The sequence below is a fragment of the Sphingomonas benefaciens genome, assembly GCF_052907485.1.
In genome coordinates this window covers 364,245-378,354 of the sequence record NZ_JBREIC010000002.1, presented here as the reverse complement: position 1 = coordinate 378,354, position 14,110 = coordinate 364,245, and the positions used below count along the sequence as shown (strand labels likewise).

The 14,110-nt window shown below is 69.8% G+C and carries 12 protein-coding genes; 5 read left to right on the top strand and 7 right to left on the bottom strand.

What is annotated here, in order from left to right; translation table 11 throughout:
* Positions 1-124 precede the first annotated feature (124 nt).
* From ACU5AX_RS10165 to lgt, 5 genes are all read right to left on the bottom strand, one after another.
* Positions 125-1,438 (bottom strand): cystathionine gamma-synthase family protein, encoded by a 1,314-nt coding sequence (locus ACU5AX_RS10165; RefSeq protein ID WP_446690784.1) that lies wholly within the window; start codon positions 1,436-1,438, stop codon positions 125-127.
* A gap of 312 nt (positions 1,439-1,750) precedes the next feature.
* The gene (gene pgeF, locus ACU5AX_RS10160) at positions 1,751-2,509 is read right to left on the bottom strand and encodes a peptidoglycan editing factor PgeF (RefSeq protein WP_446690783.1); all 759 of its coding nucleotides are present in this window, start codon (positions 2,507-2,509) and stop codon (positions 1,751-1,753) included.
* Positions 2,510-2,529: 20 nt separating this feature from the next.
* Positions 2,530-3,039: a GNAT family N-acetyltransferase gene (locus ACU5AX_RS10155; RefSeq protein WP_446690782.1), complete on the bottom strand. Its 510-nt coding sequence runs from the start codon at positions 3,037-3,039 to the stop codon at positions 2,530-2,532.
* The gene (locus ACU5AX_RS10150; protein ID WP_446690951.1) at positions 3,036-4,022 is read right to left on the bottom strand and encodes a class I SAM-dependent methyltransferase; all 987 of its coding nucleotides are present in this window, start codon (positions 4,020-4,022) and stop codon (positions 3,036-3,038) included. The genes ACU5AX_RS10155 and ACU5AX_RS10150 overlap by 4 nt, the downstream gene beginning before the upstream one ends.
* A gap of 414 nt (positions 4,023-4,436) precedes the next feature.
* Positions 4,437-5,333 (bottom strand): prolipoprotein diacylglyceryl transferase, encoded by an 897-nt coding sequence (gene lgt / locus ACU5AX_RS10145; protein WP_332837963.1) that lies wholly within the window; start codon positions 5,331-5,333, stop codon positions 4,437-4,439.
* Between the two features lie 67 nt (positions 5,334-5,400).
* On the opposite strand from lgt, the gene ACU5AX_RS10140 reads away from it, so the two are divergent.
* Positions 5,401-7,107 (top strand): class I adenylate-forming enzyme family protein, encoded by a 1,707-nt coding sequence (locus tag ACU5AX_RS10140; RefSeq protein ID WP_446690781.1) that lies wholly within the window; start codon positions 5,401-5,403, stop codon positions 7,105-7,107.
* A 16-nt stretch (positions 7,108-7,123) separates the two neighbouring features.
* Here the strand turns inward: ACU5AX_RS10140 and ACU5AX_RS10135 are convergent, their stop codons facing one another.
* Positions 7,124-7,867 carry a phosphotransferase gene (locus ACU5AX_RS10135; protein ID WP_446690780.1) on the bottom strand — a complete coding sequence of 248 codons (744 nt, stop codon included), beginning with the start codon at positions 7,865-7,867 and terminating at the stop codon, positions 7,124-7,126.
* Between the two features lie 500 nt (positions 7,868-8,367).
* On the opposite strand from ACU5AX_RS10135, the gene ACU5AX_RS10130 reads away from it, so the two are divergent.
* The 3 genes from ACU5AX_RS10130 to phbB all read left to right on the top strand — a co-directional run bounded on the left by ACU5AX_RS10130 (position 8,368) and on the right by phbB (position 12,447).
* Positions 8,368-10,572: a molybdopterin cofactor-binding domain-containing protein gene (locus ACU5AX_RS10130; RefSeq protein ID WP_446690779.1), complete on the top strand. Its 2,205-nt coding sequence runs from the start codon at positions 8,368-8,370 to the stop codon at positions 10,570-10,572.
* A 57-nt stretch (positions 10,573-10,629) separates the two neighbouring features.
* Positions 10,630-11,628, top strand: a complete 999-nt coding sequence (hemH, locus tag ACU5AX_RS10125; protein ID WP_446690778.1) for a ferrochelatase — start codon at positions 10,630-10,632, stop codon at positions 11,626-11,628.
* Positions 11,629-11,724: 96 nt separating this feature from the next.
* Entirely contained in the window at positions 11,725-12,447 is a 723-nt protein-coding gene (phbB, locus tag ACU5AX_RS10120; RefSeq protein ID WP_198353770.1) for an acetoacetyl-CoA reductase, read from the top strand.
* An 88-nt stretch (positions 12,448-12,535) separates the two neighbouring features.
* On the opposite strand, the gene ACU5AX_RS10115 is transcribed toward phbB, so the two are convergent.
* Entirely contained in the window at positions 12,536-12,904 is a 369-nt protein-coding gene (locus tag ACU5AX_RS10115; protein ID WP_446690777.1) for a glycine zipper 2TM domain-containing protein, read from the bottom strand.
* 167 nt (positions 12,905-13,071) lie between these two features.
* Here ACU5AX_RS10115 and ACU5AX_RS10110 point away from each other — a divergent pair, with 167 nt between their 5' ends.
* Complete coding sequence (locus ACU5AX_RS10110; protein WP_446690776.1) at positions 13,072-14,088, top strand: esterase-like activity of phytase family protein; 1,017 nt, start codon at positions 13,072-13,074, stop codon at positions 14,086-14,088.
* Positions 14,089-14,110 lie beyond the last annotated feature (22 nt).

Genomic DNA, 14,110 nt, shown 5'->3' with positions numbered 1-14,110 from the left:
CCCGCGGGATCACCCTCACCCTTCCGGCGCGACGCGCCTCCCTCTCCCGATGGGAGAGGGAAGGGGCCCATCGCCAGCGGCGATGGGAAGGGTGAGGGTGACGCGGCTGGCCGGGGCGTGGCCCTCAGATCGCCGCCAGCGCCTGGTCGAAATCGGCGATCAGGTCGTCGGCATCCTCGACGCCGATCGAGATGCGCACCAGATTGTCGGTGATGCCCAGCGCCTGCTTGCGCGCCTCCGGCACCGACAGATGCGTCATCGCCGCGGGATGCGACGCCAGCGTCTCCGTGCCGCCCAGGCTGACCGCCAGCTTGGCGATCTTCAGCGCGTCGAGGAAGCGGAACGCCTCCGCCTCGCCGCCCTTGACCAGCAGCGAGAAGGTCGAGCCGGCGCCGCTGCAATGGCGGTCGTAGATGTCCTTCTGGCGCGCATCCTCGATGAAGCCGAGATAGCCCATGCTGTCGACCTTGGGATGCTGGCGCAGGAAGGCGCAGACCTTGGCGGCATTCTCGCCCGCGCGGCTCATCCGCAGCTCCAGCGTTTCCAGCGACCGCAGCAGCATCCACGCCGTATTGGGGTCGCAGATCGTGCCGATCGTGTTGCGCATCGAGCGGATCGTGTTGATGTGCTCCTTGCTGCCGAGCACGCCGCCGGCGACCAGGTCGGAATGGCCGCCGGCATATTTGGTCAGGCTGTAGACGACGATGTCGGCGCCGTGCTGCAGCGGCTTCGACCAGAGCGGCCCGAGGAAGGTGTTGTCGATCGCGATCGGCGGCTTGGTCGGGCTGTTCGCGAAGATCGCGTCGCGGCTGGCGCGCACCGCCTCGACGTCGACCAGGGCGTTGGTCGGATTGGCGGGGCTTTCCAGATAGATCAGCGCGACATTGCCGCTCGCCGCCTTGCTCAGCACGGCGTCGATCTCGGCGCGCGTCGCGCCCGCCGGGAAGTCGAGCCAATGCACCCCGAACCGGCCGAGGATGCGTGCGATCAGCGTCTCGGTCGCCGCATAGAGCGGCCCCGAATGCACGATCGTGTCGCCAGGCTTGACCATCGACAGGAACAACGTGGCGATCGCCGCCATGCCGCTGGAAAAGGCGAGCGCGTCCTCCGCCTCTTCCCATACTGACAGGCGATCCTCGAGGATCTCCTGATTGGGGCCGTTGAAGCGCGAATAGACGAGGCCCTCGGCACCGCCCGGCCGCTTGCCGGTGACGCCTTCGAAATGGCGCTTGCCGGCGGCGGCATTGGGGAAGACGAAGGTCGAGGTGAGGAAGATCGGCGGCTTGAGCGATCCTTCCGACAGCGCCGGGTCGAAGCCATGGCCCATCATCAGCGTCGAGGGCTTGAGCTTGCGGCCGGCGATCGTCTTCGGCGTGGTCGGGCCGGCGTCGGGCGCGGGCACGCCGGTCATGTCGGCTACGGTCTCGCGGTTCGGCATCGTCATCTCCTTGTGATGCGGGAGCATAACGCCGGATCGTAACGGAGGATACCAGTTTGCCGCGCGGTCCGTCCTCGTCAGCCTGTCGTCCCGGCGTGAGCCGGTGTCGGGTGAGGCGGGCTGGCTTTGGGGTTCGCGCGAAGACGCGAAGACGCGAAGACGCAGAGGAATGTTCGCGCGGAGGTATCCCGCGTTGGGGAGCGGCTCCGATTCTCAATCTGGCGAAGGAAGAGCCGCTGTCGCGGCAAGCGCATCATCTCCGCGTCCTCCGCGCCTCCGCGCGAACCAAAATCTTCGCGTCTTCGCGCGAACTCAATCCGCAACCCCGATCACGCTGATCTGCCGCCCGTAATCCGCCTCCCTCCGATGCGTCGCGCGGCGGAAGCTGAAGAACCGCTCTTCGCCCGCATAGGTGTCGAGCCCCAGAGTCTCGACCCGCGCCACTCCGGCGGCGGCGAGGCGATGCGCGACATAGGCCTCGAGGTCGAATTGATGATGCCCCATCCGGCCGTTGGCGAAGAAGCGCTCGTTGGCCGGATCGGCGGCGGCGAAGCGCGCGAGGAACGCATCGTCGACCTCGTAGCTTGCCCGCGCGATGCACGGACCCACTGCGGCGACGATCCGGCCGCGGTCGGCGCCCAGCGTCTCCATCGCGGTCAGCGTCGCATCGGTGACGCCGGCCAGCGCCCCCTTCCACCCCGCATGCGCCGCGCCGACCACGCCGGCGGCGGGATCAGCGAACAGCACCGGCGCGCAATCGGCGGTCAGGATGCCGAGCAGCAGTCCGGGCCGGTCGGTGACCAGCGCATCGGCGCGCGGCCGCGCCGCCTCGTCCCAGGGCGCGGTCACCACCAGCGCATCGGCGGAATGGACCTGATAGGGGGTGACCAGCGTCGCGCCGGGCAGTACCGCCGCCGCGGCGCGACGCCGGTTCTCCGCCACCGCCGCCGGATCGTCGGCCGAACCCAGTCCGACGTTGAGGCCCGCCGTGCCGCCCACCGACACCCCGCCGCGCCGTCCGAGGAAGCCGTGCGGCACCGCCCCGAGCGCGCGGGCGCGGATCACCTCCACCCCGTTTGGATCTCGCGGGTTCACAGCGCCAGCCGCATCAGATCGTCCTCGTCGCGATGGTTGCCGACCATGAAATCGTAGAGGCCGACCGTCGCGAATCCGTAGCGCTCGTAGAAGCGCCGGGCGCGGTGGTTGTCGACATAGACCGACAGGAACAGTTCACCGGCGCCGCGCTGCCGTGCGGTGGCGATCACCCAATCCATCATCGCCTGCGCCAGGCCGCGGCCATGCTGGTCGGCGGCGAGGTACAATTGCCTGAGCTCGATCATCGGCCCCGTCGGCGTCACGGGAAGCGAATGCGGCCCCAGCTTGGCGAAGCCGACCAGCCGGCCATCCTCTTCGGCGAGCAGGAAGGCGAAGGCGGCGTCCGCGATCTCGGCGCGCCAGCGTTCCAGCGTCAGCCCGTCTAGGAAGGCGGCGAGATCCTCCGGTGCATAGAGATGCCCGAAGGTGGCGGTGAAACAGTCGCGCATCAGCGCGGCGATCGCCGGCGCGTCGGCGGCGCTCGCCGGGCGCAGCGTCGCGCTCATGCGCCGAACCCCGCCGGCACCGGCCAGTCGCGCTGCGTCAGCGCCAGTGCGCGGAACAGCTCGCCCATCTCGCCCATCAGCCGGTTGCGGTCGGCGAGCACTTGCCCCTGCCGCTCCGGTGTCGCCCGCGCCAGCGCGCTGGTCCGCGCATCGATGCCGAGCTGGCCGAGCAGGTTGCGCTGGCTGATCGGTCCCCAGGCGACCGCACCCTCCGCCTGCGCCGCGGCGGCGAGCGTGGCGAAATCGACATGGGCGCTGAGGTCGACCTCGCCCGGCGTGTCGAAGGGGTTGGCGAAGCCGTGGCCGCGCACCGCCTGCAACGTGTCGCCCAGCGCCGGCCCCTCATAGCCGTAATCGATCGCGAGCAGCGCGCCGCCCTGGCCGGCGATCCGGCCGGCGAGTGTGCGGACGATGCCGACCGCCGCCGGCGACGTTTCCAGGATCGCGCCGGCGGGGGCGTCGCGCAGCCGCTCGGGCAGCAGCTCGCCTGGCACCGGCTTGCCCGCGATCGGCAGGAACAACGTATCCTGGCAGGCGATCAGCCGCTCGTGCCAAGCATCGCTGCGCCGGATCAGCTGGCGGATCGGCAGCGCGTCGAAGAATTCGTTGGCGACGACGATCAGCGGCCGGTCGGTCGGCAGTGTCTCGACCGAATCATGCCAGTGCGCCTCGGCGAGTCGCTGCGCCTGCGCCGCGCGCAGCGTCGGGCTCGTCTCGACCAGATGGACCGGCGGCGTCAGCCCGGCACGCGCCATCGCCCGGCGCGCATCGGCGGCGAGGGTGCCGCGGCCCGGCCCCAGCTCGACCCAGGCGATCTCCGGCCGGCCGGCGCGGTCCCACAAATCGGCGCACCATAGGCCGACGAGCTCGCCGAACATCTGGCTGATCTCCGGCGCGGTGACGAAATCGCCGCCCGGCCCAAGCGGATCGCGCGTCGCATAATAATGCGCATTGGCCGCCGCCATGAACTGCGACACCGGCATCGGCCCGGCGAGCGCGATCGCGCGCGCGAGTCGTTCGGGCAGGGGGCCGTCGTCGGGGGGAGAAGAGTGCGTCACGCGCGACGAAATGACGGCGCGGGGGGCGGGGCGCAAGGGCCACTCCCGTTCCCGCTTATTCGTCATCCCCGCGCAGGCGGGGATCCAGACGCGCAGGTCCCCGCGTGAGCCGCACCGGCAGCGTCTCCGGCCTCCCGCCTCCGCGGGAATGACGACGAAGGACGGCCGTGAGTCATTCTCCTCACGTCGTCATCCCGGCGCACGCCGGGACCCATGGACACGCAACGATCGGTGGTTGCGCGCCATCACCACCGGACCGTATCCATGGGTCCCGGCTTGCGCCGGGATGACGATTGGGAGCGTAGGCGCCCTCGGTCTTTCGAGCGTGGGCGAGCCCCCCTAAGCGACGCTCTCCGTCCCCCAGGTCGGCTCCACCCGTACGCGGCGCTTCGGCGCGGTCAGCATCAAATACAGGCCGCCGGCGATCATCGGCACGCACAGCCACTGGCCCATATGGATATGCGTCGCCTCGATGAAGGTGCCGCGGAACTGCGCGTCCGGCTCGCGGAAGAATTCCACCGTGAAGCGTGCGATGCCATAGCCGAGCACGAACAGGCCGGTCAGCCGCCCCGGCTGGTAGCGCGCCTTGGTCCGCCAGAAGGCGAAGGCGAGCACCGCGAACAGCAGCACGCCCTCCAGCGCCGCCTCGTACAGCTGGCTCGGGTGGCGCGCCGGCTCGGGCACGCCGAACGGCACGGTGCGGTCGAAGACGATCGCCCAGGGCACGTTCGCCGGCTTGCCCCACAATTCGCCGTTCACGAAATTGGCGAGCCGCCCGAAGAACAGGCCGAAGGGCACGCAGCAGGCGATATAGTCGTGCACGCGCAGCCAGTTGAGCCCGTGTTTGCGCGCGAACAGGATCAGCCCGATCGAGGTGCCGATCACCCCGCCATGGAAGCTCATGCCGCCGTCCCACAGCCTGAGGATGCGGATCGGGTGCAGGATCATCTCCGGCGCGTAGAAGATCACATAGCCGATCCGTCCGCCGAGGATGATGCCGAGCGTCGCATAGAAGACGAGGTCGTCGGCATGGCGCCGCGCCATCGGCGCCCCCGGCTGGGCGAGCAGCTTCAACAGGTACCACCAGCCGATCAGGATGCCGGCGATATAGGCCAGGCTGTACCAGCGCAGCGTGAAGACGCCGATCGAGAAGACGTCGGGGTGCAGCCCGAGGTCGTCGAAACGGATGTGGCCGGCCGCGGGTGCGGCAGCGGCGGCGAGGACGGACAGGATCACGGGCTTCCCCCAGGGCTTTGCCGTCTGCATAGTGGCGCAAACAGATAAGACCAAGCGGAGAGGTTTGATGCGGACCGAACTCGACCAGCGGATGGATGCGACCATGGCCGCGCTGACCGCGCCCGGCGGCATGCTGGCGCTGACGCAGGTGGAGCGCCCCTGGGGCAGCCTGCCCGCGATCGCCGCGGCGCCGCCCAGCCTGCCGCTCTATTTCACCCATTATTGCGCCGAACATGCCGATAAGACGCTGATCGTCGCCGGCGCGGAGCGGCTGAGCTTCGCCGAAACTTATGCGCTGGCGCAGCGCGTCGCCCGTGCCCTCGTCGCGGGCTATGGCATCGGCAAGGGCGACCGGGTCGGCATCGCGATGCGCAACTCGCCGTCGTGGATCGTCCTCTACATGGGCATCGTCATGGCGGGCGGCGTCGCCACCCTGCTCAACGGCTGGTGGCAGGCAGAGGAATTGGGCGAGGCGATTGTTGCGGTCGATTGCGCCCTGGTCGTCGCCGACGGGCCGCGCGCCGAGCGGATCGCCGCCGCTCCCGGGGTCAAGCCGGCGATGGTGACGATCGAGGACCGGCTGCCGCTCGCCCAGGCCTTGGAGCCGGTGATCGCCCGCGACGTCGCCGACACCGCTCTGCCCGCGGTCGGGGCGGAGGACGATGCGACGATCCTGTTCACCTCCGGCTCGACCGGCAAGTCGAAGGGCGCGGTGTCGCAGCATCGCGCCGTGGTGCAGGGCACCTTCAGCTTCCTGTCGCAGGCGCTGATGATGCTCGCCATCGCCACCGCCGACGGCAATGCGCCGACCATCCAGCCGGCGACGCTGCTCACCCTGCCGCTGTTCCACGTCACCGCCGAGGTGACGGTGATGCTGCAGAGCTTCGCCATGGGCCGCAAGCTGGTGCTGATGCCGAAATGGGATGCGCTGGAGGCGATGCGGCTGATCGAGGCGGAGCAGGTCACCTATTTCGTCGGCGTGCCGCTGATGAGCTTCGAGATTCTCACCCATCCCGAGCGCCACCGCTTCGACCTCAGCACCGTCACCGACTTCGCCGCCGGCGGCGCGCCGCGCCCGGTGGAACACGTCCGCCGCCTCAACGAGGAGCTGGGCGGGCCCGCCCCCCTCATCGGCTATGGCCTGACCGAGACCAACGCCGTCGGCGCGGGCAATTGGCGCTCCAACTATCTCAACAAGCCGGCGAGCACCGGCCGCCCGTCGGCGCCGCTGGTCGAGATCGCCATCCTCGACGAGGCCGGCGCGCGCCTGCCGCAGGGCGAGCGGGGCGAGATCGCGATCCGCTCGATCTGCAACTTCCGCGGCTATTGGAACAATCCGGAGGCGACCGCGGCCTGCATCACCGCCGACGGCTTCTTCCGCACCGGCGACCTCGGCTATCTCGACGAGGACGGCTATGTCTTCATCGTCGACCGCGCCAAGGACATCGTCATCCGCGGCGGCGAGAACATCGCCTGCCAGGAGGTCGAGGCCGCGCTCTACGCCCATCCGGCGGTGGCGGAGGCGGCGGTGTTCGGCCTCGCCGACGAACGCTATGGCGAGGTGCCGGGCGCGGTCGTCCACCTGCGCGAGGGGGAAGGAGCGGGTGGGGGCGTCGACGAGGCGGCGCTGCGCGCCTTCCTCGGCGAACACATCGCCGCCTTCAAGGTGCCGACGCGCATCTGGCTCTCCGCCGTCGCCCTGCCACGGCTGGGGACGGAGAAGATCGACAAGGTGTCGCTGCGGAACATGTACCGGGCGCTGGCGGCGGCGTGAGGGGCGGCCTTGTTTCCTAGAAACGATTGGAAAACGGGAAAGGCTGCTTGCCCGATGACCGCGAGTAGCCGGTAGGCATCACTCGCTCCACGATGTTCAAAGCGGTCCAATCGGCACAGGACGCCGCCCATTCTGCTATCTCGACTTTCCCCCGCGCACGGGTGGACGCGGCAAGCACCGCCTGCCGCGTCAGGGCATATGCGGCGATCCGCGGCACGGTACATTCCGCATGTCCGTAAGCCGCTGCAAACAGACCAAGGCGGCGCACCTGCTCGGCAGGGGCATGATCGTCATTGCCTAGATCGAGCCAAGTGAAAGCGGAGTACCCCAAATCCCACAGCCTCTCCCCCGGCTGTGCCGTATCGAAGTCGATCATCGCCGCTGGCATGTCGTCCACGAAGACGGTGTTCGTCGGAGCCCAATCGTTATGACAGGCCACCTCGAACCCGCCCGCCCGGATCGCCGGCATGTCAGCTGTGGCATCGTGAAAGCAGCGAAGCAGCTTGGCGGCTGCTGTCAGTTGATCGTCTGAGTATGCTCCCAAATCAGAGGGCACGACGCCGGGAATGAACGATAGCACCTCGCGGCCGGCATCATCTATGCCTTGGAACCGGGGAGAATGGCGGAAGCCGATACTTTCGAGGTGGAGCAGGCAAGCATGTCCGAACGCCGCCTCACGCATGATCGGACGCCGCACCGTATCGCCGATCCGAACCACGCCGCTTGTGCTGCGACCGCCTGAGAGGGGCTGACCGTCCATCTTGCCAACCTATCAGGACCGTTGGTCTAAGGCTTCCCGCAAAGGAAAGTCCGATGAGAAACGCGGCAGCGTGGCTTAGCCAGGACGATCGCAGCGGCGTGATTCCCGTAAACTGTTCCGAATAGGGTTTCACCGAAACTGCGGGTCGGAGATAGGGAAACGGGAAGGATCATGCCAGACGAAGCGCAACCGACTGAGGCCGCATGCTACGGGCGGCGTCACGATCGCGACGCGGCCGTTCCTCGATTATCGCTGTCCTACAAACAGGGCCGTCGCTAGACTCAGTTGATTTCGACCGCTCTTTTGATCGTCCAGAGTTCTACTGTCGCGCCCTCGCGTAGAGGTGCGACCTTCGAGACTTTTCAAGCCTCCGCGGAACAATCGTTCGTGACTGGGATCGAATCCATCCGTATCAGGCGTCAATTCTGTCAAGACTCGCCGCAAAGCCCCGCTCCCGCAATGCCTTCCCACCATCGCCGCACACCGGTAGAGCCGCGGGCATGGCAGTGATCAGCAGGCGCGGGGTGATCGTCGGCGGCGGCGCGGGCGTCGGGCTCGTCGTCGCCTGGGCGCTGTGGCCGCGCCGCTACCAGCCCAATCTCGCCGCCGCGCCGGGCGAGAGCCTGTTCGGCGCGTGGCTGAAGATCGGCGACGACGGCCATGTCACCGTCGCGGTGCCGCAGCTCGAACACGGCCAGGGCGTCTATACCGCGCTGCCGCAGCTGGTCGCCGACGAGCTCGGCGCCGACTGGCGGACGATCGCAATCGAGCCGGCGCCGCTCAACCCGCTCTACGCCAATCCGCTCGCGCTGACCGAGCTGTTCGAGGGCCAGTTCGACCGCGTCCCGCAACGGCTGCGCGACACGTTGGCCGAGCGCGCGACGCTGATGCTGACCGGCGGCTCGACCTCGATCCGCATGTTCGAGGAGGGCGCGCGCGAGGCGGGGGCGGCGGCGCGGGCGCTGCTGTGCAAGGCGGCGGCGGCACGCTGGAACGTCGCCTGGTCCGATTGCGTCGCCGAGGGCGGCTTCGTCCGCCACGGTACCCAGCGGCTGCGCTTCGCCGAGCTTGCCGCGGCGGCGGCGGCCGAGAGCCTGCCCGAACCGCTGCCGCTCGGGGTGCAGGGCGCGGGGCGGCTGGCGGGGCGGGCGGTACCGCGGCTCGACGTGCCCGCCAAGGTCGACGGCTCGGCCAGCTTCGCCGGCGACATCCGCCTGCCCGACATGGTCCATGCCGCGATCCGCCAGGGGCCGATCGGCGACAGCCGGCTGGTCGGGCTCGATCGCGCCGCGGCGGACCGTATCCGCGGCGTGCTGGCGGTGGTCGAGAATCCGCGCTGGGTGGCGGTCGCGGCGACGACCTGGTGGGCGGCGGAGCGGGCGCTGGCCGCGATCCATCCACGCTTCGCGACGCCGGGGCCGGCGGTCGACGATGCCGGGATCGCCGCCGCGCTCGACGCGGCGCTGGCGCGGCACGGCGCGGCGCTCGGCCGGATCGGCACGGTCGGCGACCGGCTGCAGGGGGGCGGCGTGATCACCGCCGATTATGCCGCCGCTCCCGCGCTCCACGCCGCGCCGGAGACGCCGAGCGCCACCGCCGCCTATCGCGACGGCCGGCTGGAACTGTGGCTGGCGACCGGCGCGCCGGCGGTGGCGCGCGCCGCGGCGGCGCGGGCGGCGGGCCTGTCGGAGGGGGCGGTGGTCGTCCACGTCACGCTCGCCGGCGGGCGCTCCGCGGCGACCTTCGACCCGCGGGTGGCGGAGCAGGCGGCGCTGCTGACGATGCGGCTGAAGCGGCCGGTCTGCCTCAGCTGGTCGCGCGGCGAGGAGATCGTGCAGGACACGATGCGCGCCCCGGCCCGCGCCAGGCTGTCGGCGCGGCTGGCGGCGAACGGCACCATCGCCGCCTGGGGCGCGAAGATCGCTGCACCGGCGACCGGCCGCGCGCTGGCGGCGCGACTGCTGCCGTCGGGCTTTGTCACCGCGGCGAGCGGCGCGGGCCATGCCGATCGCTATGCGGTGGCCGGCGCGATGCCGCCCTATGCGATCCCGGCGGTGGCGATCGACCATCATCCGGCCGAGCTCGCCCTGCGCATCGGCCACGTCCGCGGCGGTGCCCACGGTTACACCTGCTTCTTCACCGAGAGCTTCCTCGACGAGCTCGCCCGCGCCGCCAATTCCGAACCCCTGTCCTACCGGATCGGCATGCTCGGCGGTAATGCGCGGCTGGCGCGCTGCCTGTCGACGGTGGCGGCGCTGGGCGGCTGGGACGGCGGCGGCCCGGGCAGCGGCCAGGGCATCGCCTGCCATGCCTTCCGGGGCAGCTTCGTCGCGGTGCTGGCGGAAGCGGAACTGGCGGAAGGGCGGCCGCGCGTCGGCCGGCTCGTCGCCGCCGTCGACTGCGGGCGGATGGTCAACCCGGATCTGGTGCTGCAGCAGATCGAGGGCGGGCTGCTCGACGGGCTGGCGATGGCGCTCGGCGCGTCGAGCCCGATCGCTGCCGGCCTGCCGACGCACCGCCGGCTCGGTGCGCTTGGCCTGCCGCGGCTCGCCGATTCGCCGGACATCAACGTCGAGCTGATCCGCTCCGACGAAGAGGCGGGCGGCGTCGCCGAGCTGGCGGTGCCGCCGGTCGCGCCGGCGGTGGCCAATGCGCTCTTCTCCGCCACCGGCCGGCGCTGGCGCCACCTGCCGCTGCGCGCCTGAGCGCCTGAGCGCCGCGACGCTGGATCAAGCCGCGCGCCGGCGCGTATAGGCGCTGTCATGCTGCCCCCCGCCGACCACCCCGCCATTCCGCCGCGCAAGGTCGGCGTGCTGCTGATCAACCTCGGTACGCCCGACGGCCCCGACGCCAAGTCGGTGAAGCGCTATCTGGCGGAATTCCTGTCGGATTCGCGGGTGGTGGAGATCCCGCAGCTGCTCTGGCAACCGATCCTGCGCGGCGCCATCCTGACCACCCGGCCGAAGAAGAGCGCCCACGCTTACGGCCTGGTCTGGCGCGAGGATGGCTCGCCGCTCGCAGCGCTCACCCGCGCCCAGGCGGCCGGGCTGGCCGGTGCGTTCGGATCGAACGTCGTCGTCGATTGGGCGATGCGCTACGGCAATCCGGCGATCGCCGACCGGCTCGCCGCGCTCAAGGCGCAGGGCTGCGAGCGCATCCTGCTCGCCCCGCTCTACCCGCAATATTGCGCCGCGACGACCGCCACCGCCAACGACAAGGCCTTCGCCGCGCTCGCCGCGATGCGCTGGCAGCCGGCGATCCGGACGCTGCCGCCCTATTATGACGACCCCGCCTATATCGACGCGCTCAAGGCGTCGGTCGAGGCGCAGCTCGCCGCCCTCGACTTCACGCCGGACGCGCTGCTGGTCAGCTTCCACGGCATGCCGCAGCGGACGCTGGAGCTCGGCGATCCCTATCATTGCCATTGCCAGAAGACCGGTCGGCTGCTCGGCGCGGCGCTGGGGCGCGAGGTGGTCGTCGCCTTCCAGTCGCGCTTCGGCCGCGCCAAGTGGCTCGGGCCGGCGACCGACGAGACGCTGTCGGCGCTGCCTGGCAAGGGCGTGAGGCGGGTCGCGGTGGTCGCGCCGGGCTTCTCCGCCGATTGCATCGAGACGCTGGAGGAATTGGCGATCCGCGGCCGCGAGAGCTTCGAGGCGGCGGGCGGCGAGCGCTTCGCCTATCTGCCCTGCCTCAACGACAGCGCGGTCGGCCTGGCGATGCTGCAGGCGCTGCTCGCCCGCGAATTGATGGGCTGGGCGTAAACCTCGCGTCGGACATCGAAAGTTACGGCCCGCGCCATTGCCGTTTGGCGACGGCGGCCGTAGCGTCAGGATAGCACCGATACGGGAGAGGTTCTGATGGCACGGGTGGCGATCGTCACGGGTGGAACGCGCGGGATCGGCGAGGCGATCAGCCTGGCGCTCAAGGACGCCGGCGCGACCGTCGTCGCCAATTATGCGGGCAACGAGGAGCGCGCCAAGGCCTTCACCGATCGCACCGGCATCGCCGCCTATCGCTGGGACGTCGCCGACTACGACGCCTGCCAGGACGGCTGCGCGCGCGTCGCGGCAGAGGTCGGCCCAATCGACATCGTCGTCAACAACGCCGGCATCACCCGTGACGGCACGATCCTGAAGATGGACTATCAAGCGTGGAAAGAGGTGATCGACACCAATCTCGGCGGCTGCTTCAACATGGCCAAGGCGGTGTTCGCCGGCATGCGCGAGCGCAAATGGGGGCGGATCGTCAACATCGGCTCGATCAACGGTCAGGCCGGGCAGTACGGCCAGGTCAATTACGCCGCTGCCAAATCGGGCATCCACGGCTTCACCAAGGCGCTGGCGCAGGAGGGCGCGAGGTTCGGCGTGACGGTCAACGCGATCGCGCCGGGCTATATCGACACCGACATGGTCGCTGCGGTGCCGGGCGACGTGCTGGAAAAGATCGTCGCGCGTATTCCGGTCGGCCGGCTCGGTCAGGCCAGTGAAATCGCGCGCGGCGTCGCCTTCCTCTGCTCGGAAGAGGCAGGCTTCGTCACCGGGTCGACGCTCAGCATCAACGGCGGCCAGCACATGTACTGACGGCGGCACCGCCGTCACACAAAGGGGCCGGCTCTCGCGAGCCGACCCCCGCCCCCGTTACGCTACGCGGGAGACTTTGACTGCCGGTTCAGCGGCAGTATCCGGGACGATCCGAGCGCTCGACCGCGCGGCCGGCGAGGGCACCGGCACCGGCGCCGAGCACCGTGCCGAGGGTGCGGTCACCGCGGGTATCGATCGTGCGACCGAGCAGGCCGCCGGCGATCGCGCCGACGATGGTGCCGGTCGTGCCGCTGTTGCAGCGACGGTCGCCCCGATCGCGATAATAGCCGCGGTCGCCGCGATAGACGCGGTCCTGATAATAGCCGCGGTTGTCGCCATAGCCGCGGTCGTAATAACGGTCGCCATAGTAGCGCTGCGCGGCAGCGGGGACGGCGGGAACGATCGCGCCGGCGGTCATGGTCAGCGCGGCAGCGGCGAGGCTCAGGGTCTTCAGCATGGGTCTTCTCCCGTGTTCGTTTCGACTTCGGCGGCGGGTCGGGCCAAGGCGCCATTCCGTCGTCGATGATGCGCTTTTGCCTGATTCGCGTTGAGCCGACCCTGAATGCGTGCGTTATCGCGCGTTCAGGCTTTCGCCCCGCGCCCGGCTGCCTATGAGGCTGGCCTATGAGGGCGGCGGTACGCATCCTGTTCGTGATCCTGGCGGTATCGCTGGTCGTACCCGGCTGGACCGGCGAGCCGCGGCTGGCCTTGCTCGGCGACCGTCCCAAGCTGATCGCGAGCCGGGTCGCGCTCGACCCGCGTGATCCGAGCCGCACCCGCCTCGGCGCGCTGACCTATCTGGGCGGTGTCGTCCTGCGCAGCCTCGATCCGGCGTTCGGCGGCTATTCGTCGCTGGCGGTGGTGGGTGACCGTTTCACCCTGCTCAGCGACGGCGGCAATGTCGTCGCCTTCACGATGGAGGGAGACTGGCGCCCGCGGGCGCTGGCATTCCGCAACCTGCCAGCCGGTCCGGGCATCGGCTGGGACAAGCGCGACCGCGACACCGAATCGCTGGTGCTCGATCCGGCGACCGGCCGGTCGTGGATCGGATATGAGAATTACAATGCGATCTGGCGCTATGCCCCTGGCTTCGCGCGCGCGGAGCGCTGGCGCAACCCGCCGGCGATGAAGAATTGGCCGGTCAACGGTGGTCCCGAATCGCTCGCCCGCCTACCCGACGGCCGATTCGTCACGATCAGCGAGACCGGGCATGTGCCGCCGAGTCGCTGGCATGGTTCGCGTCGCGACCGGCTGCGCACCCGCGATGCGTTGATCTTCGCCGGCGATCCGACGCTTGACAGTGCGCCGTCCTTCTTCGCCTATGCACCGGAGGGGAGGTTCGATCCGGCCGATGCCACCGCGCTGCCCAACGGCGACCTGTTGGTGCTCGAACGCGACTTCCGTTTGCCCTACCGCTTTCACAATCGGCTGGCGCTGATATCCGCCGCGCAGATCCATGCCGGGGCGATCGCCCGGGGTCGCACGCTCGCCTATCTCGATGCGCCGCTGATCCACGACAATTTCGAAGGCATCGCGGTGAGCCGCGAGGGCGGGGCGACGATCATCTGGATCGTCTCCGATGACAATCAGTCGCTGCTGCAGCGCACGCTGCTGCTCAAGTTCCGGCTCGATCCGCGCTAGCCGTCGAGCACGCCGCAAACGC